This is a genomic window from Propioniciclava sp. MC1595 (assembly GCF_017569205.1).
Lineage (GTDB): Bacteria > Actinomycetota > Actinomycetes > Propionibacteriales > Propionibacteriaceae > Propioniciclava.
In genome coordinates this window covers 3161656-3178827 of sequence record NZ_CP071870.1, presented here as the reverse complement: position 1 = coordinate 3178827, position 17172 = coordinate 3161656, and the positions used below count along the sequence as shown (strand labels likewise).

The window sequence follows — 17172 nt, the reverse complement described above, 5'->3', positions numbered from 1 at the left end:
CCGGTCGCACCTAGATGCTTGCGAAACAAGGTACTGGGTGTTACCATGAGGTCATGGCTGAAGATCGCACCGCACAGATCCGCCGGGGGGTCGTGGAACTCGCCGTGCTCGAGCTGCTCGCCCAGGGTGAACGCTACGGCTCGCAGGTCGTCGACGAGCTGGCCTCGCAGCCGGCCCTCGCGCTGACCGCGGGCACCGTCTACCCGCTGCTGTCCCGCCTGCTCAAGGCGGGGCTGATCGAGTCGACTTGGCAGGAGTCGCCGGTCGGCCCGCCCCGCAAGTACTACCGTCTGACCGGGGCCGGCCGGGCGGCCCACAGCGCGCAGCACGACGCGTGGGTCGCCGTCCGTGACGGCCTCGACGCACTGCTGAAGGAGTCCCGATGATCACCTCGCTCGACCAGCTCACCCCCGACACCCGGGCGGCGGCCCGGGCCTGGCTCGACGCGTCCGTGGCCGTGGTGGGCCACGACCTGCGTGACGACGTCCGCGACGAGCTGACCACCGCGCTCTGCGAGGGCCTCGACGCCGGTTCCACGCCCGAGGACCTCGCCCACCTCGTGACCCGGCTGGGCCCGGTCACGGCGGAGTTCGCCGACGCCGACCCCGACGGGGCCGACTCCGGTGACCCGCGGGTGGGCCGCTGGTTCGGCATCCCGTTCGACGTGCGCCCGCCGACGGCGGAGCGGATCAAGGACGCCCTCTGGGACCCCGCCGACCCGCGCCTGCTCCGGCCGCGCGCGTTCGGCGCGGGGTGGGACCTCAACTTCGGCGCCGCCGCCGTGAAGCTCGGCCTGATCGAGCCCGACGCCGAGGACGAGCCCTTCGCCAACACCCCCCACGAGGCGTTCTCGGTCGGGGCGCTCTTCCCCGCGGCCATGGCCGCGGCGGTGGTCGCCCACTACGCGGTGCGCGGGCGCTCGCTGCCCGACCGGCTCCCCAACCACTGGGACGCCGCGGGCCGCCCCGACGGCTGGGTCAGCAAGGGCACCGCCGCCGCGTGGGACATCGGCTTGTCGCTGGCCGCAGCAGGGCTGGGGGTCGCGGCGTCGGCGTCCCGGACGAACGGGGCCGGCCGCGCCGGCCGCCTCGCCATCGCCGCCGGGATCGCCGGCGGGGTCGCGAAGCTGACCGTCATTCGCCCCATGAAGGGCGGCTGGTGGGTCGGCCCGGTGCTGCTCGGCGGCGTCATCGCGCCGCCGGCGCTCACGCTGCTCGGGCTCGCCCTGGCCGGCCGTGACGCCGAGCGCCGCCGCGACCTGGGCCGCGCCTGATGGACGTCGCCGGGGTGCTGGAGCGGCGGTTGGCCGCCCAGCACCTCACCCCGCTGAGGCAGGCTGTCGGCGGTTACTCGGCCAGGCCGTAGAGGCGGTCGCCGGCGTCGCCGAGGCCCGGGACGATGTAGCCGTGGTCGTTGAGCTTCTCGTCGACGGCCGCGACCACCAGGGTGCAGGGCACGCCGACCGGGTCGACGAGCGCGCGCATGTTCTCGATGCCCTCCGGGGCGGCGAGCAGGCAGATGCAGGTGATGTGGTCGGCGCCGCGGTCGACCAGGAACTTCACCGTGCCGCCCAGCGAGCCGCCGGTGGCGAGCATCGGGTCGAGCACGTAGCACTGGCGCCCGGACAGGTCGTGCGGCAGCCGCTCGGCGTAGGTGAAGGGCTGCAGCGTCTCCTCGTCGCGCACCATGCCGACGAAGCCCACCTCGGCGGTCGGCATGACGCGCATCATGCCGTCGAGCATGCCCAGGCCGGCGCGCAGGATCGGCACGACCAGCGGCAGCGGCTTGCTCAGGTGGGTACCGCGCGTGGTCGTGATGGGGGTGGTCACGTCGACCTCGTCGACGCGCACCTCGCGGGTGGCCTCGTAGGCCAGCAGGGTCACCAGCTCGTCGACGAGCCGGCGGAAGGTCGGCGAGTCGGTCTCGACGGCCCGCAGCAGGCGGACCTTGTGGGCGACGAGCGGGTGGTCAACGGCGATGAGTTCCACGCCGCCATTCTTGCAGGCCGGACGCCGCGCGTGCGGCCCCGCCGCCCCCGGCCGTCCGGCTGGGGCAACGGCGTGCCGAATGCCCGGGAGTCTGACACGATGGAGGCCGACGGAGGGAGCCCATCATGGCCGACAGCCACGACGAGCAGGAGTACGACGCCGAGCTCGCCGACCAGGGCGACGACCGGCCCGGCATGGACGAGGTGGAGGGCAACGACTACTCCGCCCTGCTGGGTGGTGCCGATGACTCCGACGACGACTACGACGATGACGACGACTCCGAGGACGACGACGACCTCGCCGACGAGGACGACTCGGACGACGACGACGACGATGATGATGATGACGACGAGGACGACGAGGACGACGACGACTACCCCGAGGACGCGACCGAGGACGACATCGACCTCGTGGCCGCGCTCTACCGCGAGGACGGCGTCCCGGCGGCCATGGCGCTGGACAAGGAACTCGCCAACGACCTCGACGGCCTGATCGAGGTCCTGCGTCGGGTCCCCGGCGACGCGGGCGCGGTCGGCGTGGTCAGCATCGACTCCGACTTCTTCGTGGTCGTGCGTGTGCGCGGCAAGAAGGTCGAGCTGCTGTTGTCCGACGTGGGCGCGGCCCTCGACTGGCCGATCGCGCGCGACGCCGCCGACTTCCTGGGCGTCGACCTGCCCGACGACGAGGACGACTCCGAGCCCGTCGGCGACTTCGACCTCTTCGCCGACGCCGGGCTGTCCGAGCTCGAGCTCGAGGCGATCACCTCCGACGAGGAGGCCGACCCGGTCGAGTCCATCGAGGCCATCGTCGAGAAGCTCGGCTTCGCGAGCGTCTACGACAAGGTGGCCAGCGGCTTCGGCCTGTGAGCCACCCGTGAGCGGGGGGACGCGCTGGGTCCCGGCCATGCAGCGTGCCCTGGCCCTCGCCCAGGACGCCGCGGCGCACGGTGACGTGCCCATCGGCGCGGTGCTCCTGGGCCCGGACGGGCAGGTGCTCGCCGAGGCCGGGAACGAACGCGAGCTCACCGGCGATCCGACCGCGCACGCCGAGGTGCTCGCGCTGCGCCGCGCCGTGGAGCACGGCGGGGAGTGGCGCCTGGAGGACACCACGCTGGTCGTCACCCTCGAACCGTGCGCCATGTGCGCCGGCGCGATCGTCAACGCCCGTGTGGGCCGGTTGGTCTTCGGCGCCCTCGACGCCAAGGCCGGGGCGGTGGCGTCCGTGTTCGACATCGTGCGCGACCCGCGCCTCAACCACCGCGTCGAGGTGGTCTCCGGCGTGCACGCCGACGAGTGTGCCGCCGTGCTGCGGGAGTTCTTCGCCGGGCACCGGTGACCGATTGGCGAAGCCCCCGCCGAAATTGGTACGCTCCTCGGCGGTGGCGTGTCCGAGCGGCCGAAGGAGCGCGCCTCGAAAGCGCGTGATGGGTCTCCCATCCGTGGGTTCAAATCCCACCGCCACCGCCAGCCAAGAGCCCGGATCCGAAGCGGATCCGGGCTCTGCTGTTGGTCGGTCGCGGAGGCCTACTTGAACTGGCCCAGCTTCCCGAAGTGCTCGGCGAGCAGGTAGTAGACGGTCAGGCGCGACTTGCGGTTCACGCCCTTGAGCTTGGCGCCCACCGCCTCGATGCCGGCGTCCAGGCCGTCGGCCTCGGTCAGGCCGAGCTTCTTGACGAGGAAGTTCCTCTTGACGGTCTCGAGCTCCTCGGGGTCGCTCCACGCCACGAGCGCGGTGTCGGACCGGCTCAGGACCAGCCGGTAGGTCTTCTCCATGCCCGCGTGATCGGACACCTCCATCATGGCCCCGATCGCCGGCGTTGGGCAGGGGAAGGCTCACATCGGCCGCAGGTCGTCCGCCTCCAGCCGTGCGCGCGAGGCCGCCGCATCGTCGGACATGCCCTGGGCGGCCAGCTCGGCGGCCACGCGGGCCCGGTAGCTGGCCTTCTCCTCGGCGGTCTGGACCTCGCTCCAGCCCAGCAGCTCCGCCATCAGCTCGGCCACCTCGTCGACCACCGACAGCCCGCGGTCGGCGGTCTCGGCGTTGACCCGCACGCGGTTCACGAGCATGTCCTCCAGGTGCATGGCGCCCTCGTGCACGACGCCCCACGCGACCTCGCCGCGCAGGTAGGCGGGGTTGCCCGCCAGCGGCCTGTCGAGCTCGGGTTCGCGGGTCAGGGCGGCGCAGAAGTCGTGCAGGCCGGATCCGTAGCGCTCGAGCAGCTCGGCGACCTTGGCGTCGGTCCAGCCGTGGCGCTGGCCGAACGTGCCGGCCCGCGCCAGCGCGGCCGAGTAGCCGTCGGCGCCGAGCAGGGGCACCTCGTGGGTGATGCTCGGGCGGGCCTTGGCCCCGGCCTTGCCGAGGGCGAAGTCCACGGCGTCCTTGGCCATCACCCGGTAGGTGGTCAGCTTGCCGCCGGCGATCATCGTCAGGCCCGGCGCGGCCTCGGTCACGGTGTGCTCGCGGGACACCTTGGTCGACTGGGTGCCGTCGCCCAGCGTGCCCGGCTGCAGCAGCGGACGCAGGCCGGCGAAGGTGCCGATCACGTCGTCGGTGGTCAGCTTGTCGCCGAGCACGCGGTTGGCCTGGTCGAGCAGGTAGGCGATGTCCTCCTGCGTCGGGACCGGGTGGCGCAGCTGCTCGTGCCAGGCGGTGTCGGTGGTGCCGATCAGCCAGTAGCGCGGCCACGGGATGATGAACAGCACCGACTTCTCGGTGCGCAGGAACATGCCGGTCGCCGACCGGATCCGCTCCCGCGGCACCAGCACGTGGATGCCCTTGGACGCCAGCACCTTCAGCCCGCCGGACGCCTCGGCGAGGTTCTGCGTCTCCTCGGTCCACACACCGGTGGCGCCGATGACGTGGCGCGCCCTGATCGTCGACTCCGCGCCGCTCTCGTTGTCGCGCACGACGGCGCCGGTGACGCGACCCGAGGCGTCCTTCGTCAGCCGGACCACCGACACCCGCGACGCCGCGAGCGCGCCGTTGGCCACCGCGGTGCGGACGAGGGTGATGACCAGGCGGGCGTCGTCGACGCGGGCGTCGTGGTAGACCATCGCGCCCACCAGCGAGTTCGGGTCGAGCGACGGGGAGTTGGCCAGCGCCGCCTTCTTCGACAGGTGCCGCTGGATGGGCACGGCCGCGTTGAACTTCGAGCCCACCACGGCCATGGCGTCGTACAGGCCCACGCCCAGCGTGGAGTACCCGCGCTCGATGACCGGCTGCCGGAACGGCCACAGCAGCGGCTGGGCCTTCACCAGATGGGGGGCCAGCTTGGTCAGCAGCAGGCCGCGCTCGTGCAGCGCCTCGGCGACCAGCTTGAAGTCGAGGTTGTACAGGTAGCGCAGGCCGCCGTGCACGAGGCGCGAGCTGCGCGAGGACGTCCCGGAGGCCCAGTCCTGGGCCTCGACGATGGCGGTGGTCAGGCCGCGGGTCGCGGCGTCCAGGGCGATGCCCGCACCCGTCACCCCGCCGCCGATGACGAGGACGTCCACCCCCCGCGGGTCGGCCATCGAAGCCAGGTGGTCTGCTCGTTGGGCTGCATGGAGGGACGCGGTACTCATGGGTCCATCACATCACGGGCACGGACGCCGTGGGCTCACTCCGAGGGTTCGGACACCAAGGGGTCGGGGAGGCACGCCTTGCCGTCGGGCAGCGGGACGCCGAACTCGGGGTTCTCGGCCGCCACGGGCTGGACCTCGCCGATGATCACGTCGACGAAGCGGCTCTCACGGCCGTCGGCGCGGAACGGGATGTCCTGGAAGGCCTGGCGGACGAGGACGACCTCGGGGGCGTCCTCGGAGTGGCCCACGATCTCGGAGGTCGGGTAGTCGTCGCGGTCGGCGTTCACCCGGCTGTACACCTTGAAGCCGTCGGCGGACAGGATCTGTCCCAGGCGCTTGGCGACGCCGTTCGTCTTCGAGCCGTTCAGCACGTTCACCCACACGTGCTCGGGCTGCAGCACGGGGCCGATCTCCTTCACCACGCAGGGCTCGGGCGGGCGCGGCGGGATGGGCTCGCGGGCCTTGTCCCACCCCCACCGGGCGGCAAAGTACACGAGCGCGACGAGGATCAGCAGCGTGACGGGCGTCTTCAGCACCCGTGCCACCTGTCGTGCGTCCATGGTCGATCCCCTGCTCGGCGTCCGGGTCAGACTACTTCAGCTCGAGCACGCGGGCGTGCACCGAGTGGCGTTGCTGGAGCGCGGCGCGCAGCGTGCGGTGCAGCCCGTCCTCGAGGTAGAGGTCGCCGCGCCAGGACACCACGTGGGCGAACAAGTCGCCGTAGAAGGTCGAGTCGTCCTCCAGGAGGGCCTCGAGGTCGAGCCAGCGGCGGGTCGTCACGAGCTGGTCCAGCCGCACCTGCTGGGGTGCGATCTGGGCCCACTGGCGCTGGGTGTACCCGTGCTCGGGGTAGGGGCGCTCCTCGCCGACACGCTTGAAGATCACCCGACCAGTCTAGCCCTCGGCCTCGTGGCGGCCCCGACGCTAGCCTTGGCGACCATGAGCGACGCCATCTCCACGATCCGCGACGGATACACCTTCGACCAGCCCTCCATCGAGCTGGGTGTCCTGGTCGACGAGGGCACCCCGGTGCCCGACGTGAAGGTGCGCATCTCGCTGTCCATGCTGAACCGCCACGGCCTCGTGGCCGGGGCGACCGGCACCGGCAAGACCAAGACCCTGCAGCTGATGGCCGAGCAGATCAGCCGGGCCGGCGTCCCGGTGTTCGCGGCCGACATCAAGGGTGACCTGTCCGGCCTGGCGATCCCGGGTGAGGCCAACCCGAAGCTGCTCGAGCGCACCGCCGCCATCGGGCAGGACTTCACGCCCGGCGGCTGCCCCGTGGAGTTCTACGCGCTGGGCGGGGAGGGGGTGGGCGTCCCGCTGCGCGCCACGGTGCACTCGTTCGGGCCGATCCTGCTGAGCAAGGTCCTGGGCCTGAACGCGACGCAGGAGAGCTCGCTGTCGCTGGTGTTCCACTACGCCGACACCAACAACCTGCTGCTGCTCGACCTCAAGGACCTCACCGAGCTGCTGAAGTACCTCGTCAGCGACGAGGGCAAGGCCGACCTGGCCGACATCGGCGGCCTGTCCAAGGCGACGGTGGGCGTGATCCAGCGCCAGGTGACCGCGCTCGCGGTGCAGGGCGGCGACCAGTTCTTCGGCGAGCCCGAGTTCGACACGGCCGACCTGCTCAAGGTGACCGCCGACGGGCAGGGCCTCATCTCCCTGCTCGAGCTGCCCAACCTGCAGGACCGGCCGGCCCTGTTCTCGACCTTCCTGATGTGGTTGCTCGCCGACCTCTACCAGGACCTCCCCGAGGCCGGCGACCTCGACAAGCCCAAGCTGGTCTTCTTCTTCGACGAGGCCCACCTGCTGTTCGCCGACGCGTCGAAGGCGTTCCTGCAGGCGATCGAGCAGACGGTGCGGCTGATCCGGTCGAAGGGCATCGGTGTGTTCTTCGTCACCCAGACCCCCAAGGACGTGCCCGAGTCGGTGCTCGCCCAGCTGGGCTCGCGGGTGCAGCACCAGCTGCGCGCGCACACGCCCAACGACGCCAAGGCGCTCAAGGCGACGGTCGCGACCTACCCGAAGACCGACTACGACCTGGCCGAGCGGCTGCAGCAGCTGGGCATCGGTGAGGCCGTCGTGACGGTCCTGAACCCGAAGGGCGCCCCGACCCCGGTGGCCTGGACGCGCATGCGCGCGCCGCAGGCGTCCATGGACCCGCTCGACCCCGGGGCCATGGCGAACGGCGTGGCGGCCTCGATCATGCAGTCGAAGTACGGCACCGCGGTCGACCGCGAGTCGGCCTACGAGCTGCTCAACGCCAAGCTGCAGGCGGGCGCCGAGGCGGCCGCCGCCGAGGCCGCGGCCGAGGAGCAGGCCAAGGCCGAGGCCGCCGCGGCCCGCGAGGCCGAGCGCGAGGCGAAGGCGTCCCGCGCGCGGACGCCGCGGCACGAGAAGTCGTTCTTCGAGAAGCTCACCGAGAACACGATGGTGCGCCAGATGGCTCGCTCCGCGGCCCGCGAGATCACCCGCTCGATCTTCGGGACGGGGCGCCGCCGCTGAGGGCGCCAGGGGTTGCCGGATCCGATTGACCCTGCGGTGCGCCCGGGCGTAACGTGGGCGCCGGTTCTGGAGTCGATCGGAAGGGGGCCGTCATGACCAGCATGTTCACGTACGGCATCGGTCGGCCGCGCACTGCCGCAGGCACGCCTGTCGCAGCCACTGCCGCCTGACCCGACCCCACGCCGCCCCGGCACCCGCGGGCCCCGTTGCCCGCCCCGGCACCACTCCCCCCAGAACGCTTGAGGAAACCCATGTTCGGCCCTGTCGACGCGTCGACTCCACGCCCGCACGACCGCGACCCCGGCCTGCGCTGGGAGCGTCGCCACGACTTCCCGCCGCTCGTGGGCGGCTTCGGCGCCGAGCCCGGTGCCCCCGACGTCCGGTCGCCGAGCCGGTTCCTGTTCTGGCTGATGCGGTCGATGGGCTGGGTCGTGCCCGCCATGACCCTGGCCGCGCTGTCCTGGCTCGTGCCCGGCTCGCTGACGCCGTGGCTCCTGGGCCGCGCCATCGACGCGGGCATCCTCGGCCGCGACCCCATGGCCACCCTCGGTTGGGTCGCGCTGCTGCTCGGCGTCATCGCGTTCGGCGTGGTGGGCGGCATCCTCTTCCACACCATCGCCGTGCGGATGTGGGTGATCTCCATCCACGGCACGCAGCGCCGCGTCGGCCGCAAGGCGGCCGACCTGGGCCACATCCTCGGACGCCGCGTGCCGACCGGCGAGGCGCTCAGCATCTCGAACTCAGACTCGGACCAGTTCGGGGCCACGATCGACTCCTTCGGCCACGTGATCGCCTCCGCGCTGAGCTTCCTGTTCGTGTGCGTGCTGATGTTCAGCACGTCGCCCACCCTGGGGCTCGTCGTGCTGGTCGCGACGCCGCTGCTGCTCGCGGCGTCCCTGCCGGTGATGCGTCCGCTGACGGCGGCGCAGACCGCCGAGCGCACCGAGAGCTCGAACCTGACCTCGCTGGCCACCGACATCGTCGCCGGCCTGCGCATCCTGCGCGGCATCGGGGGCGAGCAGACCTTCGCCCGCAACTACGAGCGCCAGTCGCAGAAGGTGCGCGGCCTGGGCATCACCCTCGGCACGTGGCAGGGGGTCGTCGAGGCGATCAGCGTCCTGCTGTCGGGCATCCTGCTCGTGGTGCTGGTGTACCTCGGCGCCCAGCACATGCTGGCGGGCGAACTGACGGTCGGCGAACTGATCAGCTTCTTCGGCTACGCCGTGTTCCTGGTCACCCCGATGCGGACGTTCTTCGACTTCGCGCAGCGGTGGGTCCAGGGCCTCGTGGCGGCGCGCAAGACGATCGCCCTGTTCGGCGCCGACGTGCCGTGGGCGCCCCGCGACCGGCAGGTCGGCGAGCGCCCGGTGCTGCGCGACGAGTCCTCGGGGGTCGAGGTGCACCCGGGCGAGTTCCTGGCCGTCGTCTCGGCCGACCCCGAGGCGTCCGCGGCCCTGGCCGACCGGCTGGGGCGGTACCTGCCCTCGGTCACCGGTGAGGAGCCCGAGCTCGAGGACCTGAAGGGCCGCAAGCTGCGGCTCGCCCGCAAGGAACGCGCGAAGGCTCGCGCCCGGCAGGCCCTCGCGGACGCCGAGCGCGCCGCCCAGCTGTGGGGCGTGACCGCCGACGGCGTCGACTACGCGGAGTACGACCTCGCCAGCCTGCGGGAGCGGGTCGTGGTGTCCGACACGGGGGCGTCCCTGTTCGCGGGCACCCTCCAGGACGCGGTCGACCCGTGGGGGACCCACACCCGCGAGGAGGCCGAGCGTGCGCTGCGCACCGCGTCGGCCGAGGACGTGTACGACGGGCTGCCCGGTGGCTGGCAGGGCCGGATCGACGAGAAGGGGCGCGGGCTGTCCGGCGGGCAGCGCCAGCGCATCGTGCTGGCGCGCGCCCTCGTGCGTGACCCCGAGGTGCTCGTGCTGGTGGAGCCCACCTCCGCGGTGGACGCCCACACCGAGTCCCGGATCGCCGAGCGCCTCGTGGAGCACCGCCGCGGGCGGACGACGGTGGTGACCACGGCGTCCCCGCTGCTGCTGCACCGCGCCGACGTGGTGGCGCAGCTGGTCGACGGCCGGGAGGTCGCCCGCGGCACCCACGTCGAGCTGCAGGCCCACCCCGACTACCGCCGCGTCATCGCGCGCGGCATGGAGGACGACAATGAGTGAGCTGACGACCGAGGCGTTGGCGACCTCGGCGGAGACCTGGCGCGAGGGGCCGCCGCCCCCGCGCATGCCCGAGGGCCTGCGCCGCCCCCCGCGCGGCCGGGGCTGGGGCACGCGCCTGCGTGACTATGCCGCCCTGCAGCGCGTCCGTGAGGAGATGGCCTCGCGGACGATGACCGAGGCCCGCAACCCCGAGCGCGGGTTCCCGGTGTCGTCGGGCCGGACGGCCGTGTCCTTCATCGGCGGGTTGCTGCGCTCGCGCCGTGCGGTGCTCGCGTGGGCCGTCGTCATCAACCTGCTCGCGAGCGGGGCGGCCCTGGTCGCGCCGTTCCTGCTCGGCGACCTGGTCGACGGCGTGGCCGGCGGGACCATCGGCGCGGGCACCCTCGACGCGACCGTGACGGTCATCATCGTGGCGATCGTCGTGCAGGCCGTGCTGGTGCTGCTCGCCCGCCGCGCCTCGGCCGTGCTCGGCTACGACACGCTGGCCGCGGCCCGCGAGGAGGTCGTCCGCATCGTGCTGCGCCTGCCGCTGGGGCAGGTGGAGTCGTCGAGCTCCGGCGACCTGCTGACGCGCATCACCTCCGACGTGTCGAAGATGGCCGCCGCGGTCCGCTGGGCGTTGCCGCACTTCATCATCTCGATGGTGACCATCGTCGCGACCCTGGCGGCGATGCTGGCCAACTCGTGGCTGCTGGCCCTGCCCCTGGTCGTGACCGCGCTCATGATGTGGTTCGGGGGCCGGCACTACCTGCGCCGGGCGCCCGCGGGCTACATCACCGAGTCGCGTTCGTACTCGGTGATCAGCGCGACGCTGACCGAGTCGATCGAGGGCGCGCGGACGGTCGAGGCCCTCGGCCTCGGCTCCCGCCGGCGCGACCAGCTCGACGAGGACACCGAGCTCTCCGGCCAGGCCGAGCGCTACACCCTCGCCCTGCGCAACGTGCTCTTCTCGATGGTGGACGCCTCGTTCCAGCTGCCGCTCGTCGGCATCGTGCTCGTCGGCACGTGGGGCTTCAACGCCGACCTGGTCACCATCGGCCAGATCACGACCGCCGCCCTGTACGTGCAGCAGCTGCAGGGTCCGCTGGACCGCGTGATCATGGTGCTCGACCACCTCCAGATCGGCCTGGTCTCGACGACCCGCCTCATCGGCGTCGCCGAGGTCGAGGACGACCGGACGCCCCAGGACGTGGTGCCGGCCGGCACCGACCTCGAGGGGCGCGACCTGCGGTTCGCCTACCGCGAGGGCCACGACGTCCTGCACGGCGTGACGCTGGAGCTGGCGCCGGGCGAACGGGTGGCCGTGGTCGGCCCGTCCGGCTCGGGCAAGTCGACCCTCGGACGCCTCGTGGCCGGCATCAACCGCCCCCGCACGGGATCGGTCGAGGTCGGCGGCGTCGACGTCATGGACCTGCCGCTGGACCGGCTGCGCACCGAGGTCGCCCTGGTCACCCAGGAGCACCACGTGTTCGTCGGGTCGCTGCGCGACAACGTGGTGCTGGCCCGCGAGACCACGGCGAGCGACGCCGAGGTCGAGCAGGCCCTGCGCGTGGTGGACGCATGGGGCTGGGTCGGCAAGCTCCGCGACGGGCTCGACACGCAGCTGGGCCATGGGCACCTGCAGCTCACGCCCGCCCAGGCGCAGCAGGTGGCGCTCGCCCGCCTGGTGGTGGCCGACCCGCACACCCTGGTGCTGGACGAGGCGACGTCGCTGATCGACCCGACCTCGGCCCGCCACCTGGAGGGCTCGATGCACGCACTGCTCGACGGGCGCGCCGTGATCGCGATCGCGCACCGCCTGCACACCGCCCACGACGCCGACCGGATCGCGGTCGTCATCGACGGGCGCATCGCCGAGCTGGGTTCGCACGACGAGCTCATCGACGCCGACGGCGAGTACGCCCGCCTGTGGCGGACCTGGCGTTCCTGACCGGCGCGGGCCGACTGCATTTCCGGGTGGCGTGACCCCAAGGATCCTTGGGGTCACGCCACCCGGAAATGTTTCCGCACTTGCGGTGATACCCTCACTCTCATGTCGCATCTGCGGATCTCTGAGGCTGCCTCCCTGCTGGGGGTCAGCGACGACACGGTGCGTCGGTGGGTGGACGGTGGGCGCTTGGCGTCCACGCTGGATGGCTCGGGGCGCAAGGTCGTGCCCGGCGCCGACCTGGCCCGCCTGGCCGAGGAGCTCGCCGCCGACGCGGCCGCCGACCCCGACTCCGGCCACCGCTCGGCGCGCAACCACTTCACGGGGCTGGTGACCGGCGTGGTTTCCGACGCCGTGATGTCGCAGGTGACGCTGCAGTGCGGGCCGTTCCGGGTGGTCTCGCTGATCTCGACCGAGGCCGTGCGTGAGCTCGGCCTCGAGGTGGGGTCGGTGGCCTCGGCCGTGGTCAAGGCGACGAACGTGCACGTCGAGACGCCGCGGGGGAGGTCCTGACATGGACGGCACGGCCAGCACGCGGCAGACGCGCCGGTCCCCGTCAGACGCGCCGGGTGCAACCGGCGCGGGTGACGGTATCCGGTGCAAGTGGGCCTCGGTCGTCACCGCGATGGTGGCCGGAACCCTCGTCCTGGGCGGCTGCGCGGCCGCACCCGCGGCGTCCGGACCGGCGACCGCGCCCACGCCCCCCGCCGGCCAGCCCCAGCAGGTCACGGTGTTCGCCGCTGCGTCGCTGACGGCCGCGTTCACCGAGATCGCCGAGCTCGACCCGAACCTCGACGTCACCCTCAACTTCGACGGGTCGCCGACCCTGGTCGACCAGATCAAGGGGGGCGCTCCGGCCGACGTGCTGGCGACCGCAGACGAGGCGAACATGGCCAAGGCCACCGAGGCCGGCATGGTGGCACCCGCCCCGACGATCTTCGCCACCAACTCGGGCGTGCTGATCGTGCCGAAGGGCAACCCCGCCCAGGTCACCGGCGTCGACCCCTCCCTGGACGGCACCAGGCTGGTCGTCTGCGCCCCCGCCGTGCCGTGTGGCGCCACCGCCCTGGAGATCGCCGAGGCCGCCGGGGTCACCCTGAAGCCCGTGTCGGAGGAGCAGAAGGTCACCGACGTGCGGGGCAAGGTGTCCTCGGGTGAGGCCGACGCGGGCATCGTGTTCGCCACCGACGCCAAGGCCGCCGGCGACGCCGTGGAGACCATCGCGGTCGACCCCGAGAAAAAGCTCGCCACCCGGTACCCCATGGCGATCGTGACCGATGCCCCGCATGCCGAGGCGGCGCGGGCGTTCATCGACCTCGTGCTCAGCGACCGAGGTCAGGCCGTGCTGGCCTCCTACGGCTTCGGCACCCCATGACCCTGCCCACCCCCACCCGCGGCGGGCCCGGACTGCCGGGATGGCTGTACGTCCCCGCCGTGCTGGCGGTGCTGTTCCTGACGGTGCCGCTGCTCGGCATCGCGGTCCGGGTGCCCTGGGCCGAGGTGCCCGCCCTCCTGACCACCCGCTCGTCGCTGGACGCCCTCGGCCTCAGCCTCCTCACCTGCATCGTCGCCACGGCCATCGCCCTGGTGATCGGGCTGCCGCTCGCGCTCGTGCTCGCCCGCTCCGACGGGCGCCTGGCCGGGGTCGTGCGCACGCTGGTGACCATCCCCATGGTGCTGCCCCCGGTCGTGTCGGGCCTCGCCCTGCTCATCACGTTCGGACGCCGCGGCGTGCTGGGTGCCCCCCTCTCGGTCCTCGGCATCGAGCTCGGCTTCTCGACCGTCGCCGTCGTCATGGCCCAGGTGTTCGTGGCGATGCCCTTCCTGGTCACCTCCGTCGAGGGCGCGCTACGCGCCTCGGGCAGCGGCGTCGAGGGGGCGGCGGCCACGCTGGGGGCGTCCCCCACCTACACGCTCCGCCGCGTGACGCTGCCCCTGCTCGCGCCGTCGATCGCCTCCGGCGGCGCGCTCACCTTCGCCCGCGCGCTGGGCGAGTTCGGGGCCACGATCACCTTCGCCGGGTCGCTGCAGGGCGTCACCCGCACCCTGCCGCTGGAGATCTACATGCTGCGCGAGCTCGACACCGACGCCGCCCTGGCCCTCGCGCTGGTGCTCATCGTCGTCGCCGCGCTGACCGTCGCCGTCACCGGCTGGTTCTCCCGCCGCACCGTCCGCCGGAGGGCGTCGTGAGCGCCGTCGAGGTCCGCGCGCGGGTCGCGGCGCGCGGACTCGACGCCGACCTGGCCGTCGCGCCCGGCACGGTCGTCGCCCTCGTCGGGCCCAACGGTGCGGGCAAGTCGTCCATCCTCCAGCTCGTCGGCGGGCAGCTCCGCCCCGACGCGGGCACCGTCACGATCGACGGCACGATCGTCTCGGGCACCGGGACGCACGTGCCCGTCCACCGGCGCCGCATCGCGGTGCTCGAGCAGCGCCCCCTGCTCTTCGAGCACCTGAGCGTGCTCGAGAACGCGGCCTTCGGGCTGCGGGCCGGCGGCGTCCGGGCCAGTGAGGCGCACGAGCGCGCCCAGGCCGAACTGGACGCCGTCGGCTGCGGCCACCTCGCCCCGGCCCGCGCCTGGGAGGTCTCGGGCGGCCAGGCCCAGCGCATCGCGATCGCCCGGGCCCTGGCCCCCGACCCGCGCCTGGTCCTGCTCGACGAACCCCTCGCGGCACTCGACGTGTCGGTGGCGCCGGCGATCCGGTCGCTGCTCCGGCAGCGGATCCGCGACGAGGGGCGCACGGCCCTGCTGGTCACCCACGACGCCGTCGACGCCCTGGCCCTGGCCGACGAGCTCGCCGTCGTCCAGGGCGGGCGCGTGGCCGACACCGGGCCCGTAGCCGACCTGCTCGCCCGGCCGCGGTCGCCGTTCGTCGCCGACCTGGTCGGGGTGAACCTGCTGGCCGGGGTGGCCTCCGGCGCCGACGCGATCCTGTTGCCCGGCAAAGAGCGCGTGGTCGGGGTCGCCCAGGACGGCCTCGTCGAGGGTCGCGCCGCCATCGCCTCCTTCGTGCCCGCGGCCGTCGCCGTGCACACGACCGAGCCGTCGGGCAGCCCGCGCAACCACCTGCGGGCCACCGTGGCCGGCATCGAGCCCCGGGGTTCCCTGGTCCGCCTTACCGCCCACCTGGCCGACGGCAGCCCGGTGGCGGCCGACCTGACGCTCGCGGCGTCCGTCGACGAGGGGATCGTGCCCGGCCGGTCGGTGTGGCTGGTGGTCAAGGCCGCCCAGGTGGTGCTCTACCCCCGCTGAGCCGCGGCCCGGCAGCACCGCTGGGATGATGGCCCCATGCTGACCACCCCCGACCTGCTGGCCGGCCCGCGCGGACGCCGTGTGCTGCTGGCGTTCGCCGTCGCGTCCGAGCACGCCCGGCTGCGTGAGGGCGAGGCGAGCGCGCTCGTCCAGTCCGTGTTCGACGTGTCCTTCCGCCTCGCCGAGGCCGACGGCCAGGCCATCACGCGCTTCGGCTGGGGCGGCCCGACCCCCGAGTACACGGTCGCCGACGTCGTCGCGGCGCTCGGCGCCGTCGACCTGGCCGAGGTGACCGCCGACGCCGCCCGGGACGCGCTCAACACGTCCGTCGACGCCGCCATGTACTGGCAGGGCCCCGACGGCGACGACCTGCTCTGCGCCCTCCCCGAGGTGCGGGACGCATTGGCCCGGGTCGCCGACCACCTCGTGGCGTCGCCCCACGTCCAGGCCTGGGACGCCCCGCTCGACGCGTCCGACCAGTGGCACCTGGTCTGGGACGGACGGGTGCTGCCGCGCCCCGACCTGTCCCGGTGGCGCGCCGCGGTGCGCGCCGGCGACGAGCAGGCCGCGCGCGAGCGTCCCGCCGATCCGACCGCCTCGTGGTCGGGGGAGTGGTGGTCGACCCCGCCCCACGGGCTGGTCGTGACGACCGGCACGTTCGGCGACGCCGGCCCGGTCGGGTTGTGGCTGGTTGAGGACTTCAGCGGGGCGCGGGTCGTCGAGGCCCAACGCGTGGCCATCGACCCCGCAGCCCGGGTGTTCGAGGTGGCCGGCCCTGAGGACTGGGCGGAGCTGTGTCGGCGGTTCCCCCTCGAGGTGACGGCCGAGAAGCGCCACGACTGGTACCGGGTGACCGGCCGGGACGGACGCTGGGTCATCCCCGACTGGAGCGCGGTCGCGGACCGGTTCGACGGGGTGCGCCTCGGCATCGGCGGCTACCTGAGGGCCGCGACCATGGCGATCCCGGTCGACGACGACACCGCCAGCGTCATCGCGGGGTGGGGTCCCGGCAGCACGTACTTGCTCACCGACGTGGCGCACCCGCACGGCGAGGGCGTCCGGTGGCGGTTCTCGCCGAGCGACCCGCGCTGGGTGCGCGAACGCTAGGCCAGCTTGGCCACGATCCGCTGCACGGTCAGCCACGTGCGGGTCGTGATGTCCCGACCGTGGGTCTTCTCGAGCCACGCCATCCAGTTGCCGGTCGTGCCGGGCACGCTGTTGTCCGTCACCGCCAGCACCGCGCGGGCCGCGGCGTCGTAGCCGATGATCCGCGTCAGCGGGTGGGGGTCGGTGGGCGGCTCCACGTCGAGCGGTGCCTTCAGGAACGTCGCCGTCAGGTAGGTCCCCGGCCCGTGGGTGAGCCCGGCGAAGGGGTCCCGGTCGAGCAGCCCCTGCATTTCGCCGAGGGTGCGGATGATCGTCCCGCCGCCGATCCCCAGCCGGCTGCGCAGCGCCTCCTCGATGGACGCCTCGAGCCCCGGCACGTCCTGCGCCGGCGCCCGGAACAGGATGTTCCCGCTCGCCAGCACGGAAGAGACCCGCTCGAATCCGAGCCCCTCGAACACCCCGCGCAGGTGCGCGTTGGACATGTTCTTCCCGCTCGGGGCGATCCCGCGCAGCAGGGCGGCGTACGCCTCGTCGGGTGGGGTCATGGCCCCACGATGGCACACGGTGGCAACCCGGGAACACCCCCGGCCTGGCCGCCGTTGACCGGGCATGCGTGAGGTGGAGCCTCGGCCAGCACGATCGGCGCCACCCGTGCGGGTC

The 17172-nt window shown here is 73.1% G+C and carries 18 protein-coding genes and 1 tRNA gene; 13 read left to right on the top strand and 6 right to left on the bottom strand.

Going from position 1 to position 17172, the window contains the following annotated elements; all coding sequences use genetic code 11:
* Positions 1-53 precede the first annotated feature (53 nt).
* Together J4N02_RS15400 and J4N02_RS15395 are read left to right on the top strand one after the other, a co-directional pair.
* Positions 54-386, top strand: coding sequence for a PadR family transcriptional regulator (locus tag J4N02_RS15400; protein ID WP_188333503.1), 333 nt, complete (start codon positions 54-56; stop codon positions 384-386).
* The gene (locus J4N02_RS15395; protein WP_188333502.1) at positions 383-1273 is read left to right on the top strand and encodes a DUF1648 domain-containing protein; all 891 of its coding nucleotides are present in this window, start codon (positions 383-385) and stop codon (positions 1271-1273) included. The genes J4N02_RS15400 and J4N02_RS15395 overlap by 4 nt, the downstream gene beginning before the upstream one ends.
* A 73-nt stretch (positions 1274-1346) precedes the next feature.
* Here J4N02_RS15395 and upp read toward each other — a convergent pair whose 3' ends face one another.
* Positions 1347-1988, bottom strand: coding sequence for a uracil phosphoribosyltransferase (gene upp / locus J4N02_RS15390; protein ID WP_182814797.1), 642 nt, complete (start codon positions 1986-1988; stop codon positions 1347-1349).
* 125 nt (positions 1989-2113) lie between these two features.
* Between upp and J4N02_RS15385 the strand changes: the two genes are divergently transcribed.
* The 3 genes from J4N02_RS15385 to J4N02_RS15375 all read left to right on the top strand — a co-directional run bounded on the left by J4N02_RS15385 (position 2114) and on the right by J4N02_RS15375 (position 3454).
* Positions 2114-2854, top strand: a complete 741-nt coding sequence (locus J4N02_RS15385; protein WP_223202394.1) for a tRNA adenosine deaminase-associated protein — start codon at positions 2114-2116, stop codon at positions 2852-2854.
* A 37-nt stretch (positions 2855-2891) separates the two neighbouring features.
* Complete coding sequence (tadA, locus tag J4N02_RS15380) at positions 2892-3323, top strand: tRNA adenosine(34) deaminase TadA (protein WP_182814799.1); 432 nt, start codon at positions 2892-2894, stop codon at positions 3321-3323.
* Positions 3324-3365: 42 nt separating this feature from the next.
* Positions 3366-3454 (top strand) — tRNA-Ser (locus J4N02_RS15375).
* A gap of 57 nt (positions 3455-3511) precedes the next feature.
* On the opposite strand, the gene J4N02_RS15370 is transcribed toward J4N02_RS15375, so the two are convergent.
* The 4 genes from J4N02_RS15370 to J4N02_RS15355 are packed head-to-tail and all read right to left on the bottom strand — an operon-like array spanning position 3512 to position 6433.
* The gene (locus J4N02_RS15370) at positions 3512-3784 is read right to left on the bottom strand and encodes a DUF2853 family protein (protein WP_208091012.1); all 273 of its coding nucleotides are present in this window, start codon (positions 3782-3784) and stop codon (positions 3512-3514) included.
* A gap of 36 nt (positions 3785-3820) precedes the next feature.
* The gene (locus tag J4N02_RS15365) at positions 3821-5548 is read right to left on the bottom strand and encodes a glycerol-3-phosphate dehydrogenase/oxidase (protein WP_188333501.1); all 1728 of its coding nucleotides are present in this window, start codon (positions 5546-5548) and stop codon (positions 3821-3823) included.
* A 35-nt stretch (positions 5549-5583) separates the two neighbouring features.
* Entirely contained in the window at positions 5584-6108 is a 525-nt protein-coding gene (locus tag J4N02_RS15360) for a LytR C-terminal domain-containing protein (RefSeq protein WP_182814802.1), read from the bottom strand.
* Between the two features lie 31 nt (positions 6109-6139).
* The gene (locus tag J4N02_RS15355) at positions 6140-6433 is read right to left on the bottom strand and encodes a type II toxin-antitoxin system VapB family antitoxin (RefSeq protein ID WP_188333500.1); all 294 of its coding nucleotides are present in this window, start codon (positions 6431-6433) and stop codon (positions 6140-6142) included.
* Positions 6434-6487: 54 nt separating this feature from the next.
* Between J4N02_RS15355 and J4N02_RS15350 the strand changes: the two genes are divergently transcribed.
* The 8 genes from J4N02_RS15350 to J4N02_RS15315 all read left to right on the top strand — a co-directional run bounded on the left by J4N02_RS15350 (position 6488) and on the right by J4N02_RS15315 (position 16512).
* Positions 6488-8059, top strand: coding sequence for a helicase HerA-like domain-containing protein (locus J4N02_RS15350; protein WP_188333499.1), 1572 nt, complete (start codon positions 6488-6490; stop codon positions 8057-8059).
* A 251-nt stretch (positions 8060-8310) separates the two neighbouring features.
* On the top strand, positions 8311-10227 hold the full coding sequence (locus tag J4N02_RS15345; RefSeq protein ID WP_188333498.1) for an ABC transporter ATP-binding protein: 1917 nt from the start codon (positions 8311-8313) through the stop codon (positions 10225-10227).
* Positions 10220-12157: an ABC transporter ATP-binding protein gene (locus J4N02_RS15340; RefSeq protein ID WP_182814806.1), complete on the top strand. Its 1938-nt coding sequence runs from the start codon at positions 10220-10222 to the stop codon at positions 12155-12157. Before J4N02_RS15345 ends, J4N02_RS15340 begins: the two co-directional genes overlap by 8 nt.
* A 102-nt stretch (positions 12158-12259) precedes the next feature.
* Complete coding sequence (locus J4N02_RS15335) at positions 12260-12667, top strand: molybdopterin-binding protein (RefSeq protein WP_182814807.1); 408 nt, start codon at positions 12260-12262, stop codon at positions 12665-12667.
* Between the two features lie 112 nt (positions 12668-12779).
* A complete protein-coding gene (modA, locus tag J4N02_RS15330; protein ID WP_182814839.1) occupies positions 12780-13529 on the top strand; it encodes a molybdate ABC transporter substrate-binding protein in 750 nt (249 codons plus the stop codon).
* The gene (locus J4N02_RS15325) at positions 13526-14344 is read left to right on the top strand and encodes an ABC transporter permease (protein WP_182814808.1); all 819 of its coding nucleotides are present in this window, start codon (positions 13526-13528) and stop codon (positions 14342-14344) included. Before modA ends, J4N02_RS15325 begins: the two co-directional genes overlap by 4 nt.
* Positions 14341-15405 (top strand): ABC transporter ATP-binding protein, encoded by a 1065-nt coding sequence (locus J4N02_RS15320; RefSeq protein ID WP_188333497.1) that lies wholly within the window; start codon positions 14341-14343, stop codon positions 15403-15405. The genes J4N02_RS15325 and J4N02_RS15320 overlap by 4 nt, the downstream gene beginning before the upstream one ends.
* 36 nt (positions 15406-15441) lie before the next feature.
* The gene (locus J4N02_RS15315; RefSeq protein WP_188333496.1) at positions 15442-16512 is read left to right on the top strand and encodes a hypothetical protein; all 1071 of its coding nucleotides are present in this window, start codon (positions 15442-15444) and stop codon (positions 16510-16512) included.
* Here the strand turns inward: J4N02_RS15315 and J4N02_RS15310 are convergent.
* Positions 16509-17057 (bottom strand): DUF1697 domain-containing protein, encoded by a 549-nt coding sequence (locus J4N02_RS15310; RefSeq protein WP_131169095.1) that lies wholly within the window; start codon positions 17055-17057, stop codon positions 16509-16511. The genes J4N02_RS15315 and J4N02_RS15310 overlap by 4 nt on opposite strands.
* Between the last annotated feature and the right edge of the window lie 115 nt (positions 17058-17172).

Excerpts from the sequence above, each read along its gene's own strand:
- tadA (WP_182814799.1), top strand. The coding sequence starts at position 2,892 with ATGCAGCGTGCCCTGGCCCTCGCCCAGGACGCCGCGGCGCACGGTGAC.
- J4N02_RS15360 (WP_182814802.1), bottom strand. The coding sequence starts at position 6,108 with ATGGACGCACGACAGGTGGCACGGGTGCTGAAGACGCCCGTCACGCTG.
- J4N02_RS15310 (WP_131169095.1), bottom strand. The coding sequence starts at position 17,057 with ATGACCCCACCCGACGAGGCGTACGCCGCCCTGCTGCGCGGGATCGCC.
- modA (WP_182814839.1), top strand. The coding sequence starts at position 12,780 with ATGGTGGCCGGAACCCTCGTCCTGGGCGGCTGCGCGGCCGCACCCGCG.
- J4N02_RS15350 (WP_188333499.1), top strand. The coding sequence starts at position 6,488 with ATGAGCGACGCCATCTCCACGATCCGCGACGGATACACCTTCGACCAG.
- J4N02_RS15370 (WP_208091012.1), bottom strand. The coding sequence starts at position 3,784 with ATGGAGGTGTCCGATCACGCGGGCATGGAGAAGACCTACCGGCTGGTC.
- J4N02_RS15345 (WP_188333498.1), top strand. The coding sequence starts at position 8,311 with ATGTTCGGCCCTGTCGACGCGTCGACTCCACGCCCGCACGACCGCGAC.
- J4N02_RS15385 (WP_223202394.1), top strand. The coding sequence starts at position 2,114 with ATGGCCGACAGCCACGACGAGCAGGAGTACGACGCCGAGCTCGCCGAC.
- J4N02_RS15395 (WP_188333502.1), top strand. The coding sequence starts at position 383 with ATGATCACCTCGCTCGACCAGCTCACCCCCGACACCCGGGCGGCGGCC.
- J4N02_RS15325 (WP_182814808.1), top strand. The coding sequence starts at position 13,526 with ATGACCCTGCCCACCCCCACCCGCGGCGGGCCCGGACTGCCGGGATGG.
- J4N02_RS15365 (WP_188333501.1), bottom strand. The coding sequence starts at position 5,548 with ATGAGTACCGCGTCCCTCCATGCAGCCCAACGAGCAGACCACCTGGCT.
- J4N02_RS15400 (WP_188333503.1), top strand. The coding sequence starts at position 54 with ATGGCTGAAGATCGCACCGCACAGATCCGCCGGGGGGTCGTGGAACTC.
- J4N02_RS15335 (WP_182814807.1), top strand. The coding sequence starts at position 12,260 with ATGTCGCATCTGCGGATCTCTGAGGCTGCCTCCCTGCTGGGGGTCAGC.
- J4N02_RS15315 (WP_188333496.1), top strand. The coding sequence starts at position 15,442 with ATGCTGACCACCCCCGACCTGCTGGCCGGCCCGCGCGGACGCCGTGTG.
- J4N02_RS15340 (WP_182814806.1), top strand. The coding sequence starts at position 10,220 with ATGAGTGAGCTGACGACCGAGGCGTTGGCGACCTCGGCGGAGACCTGG.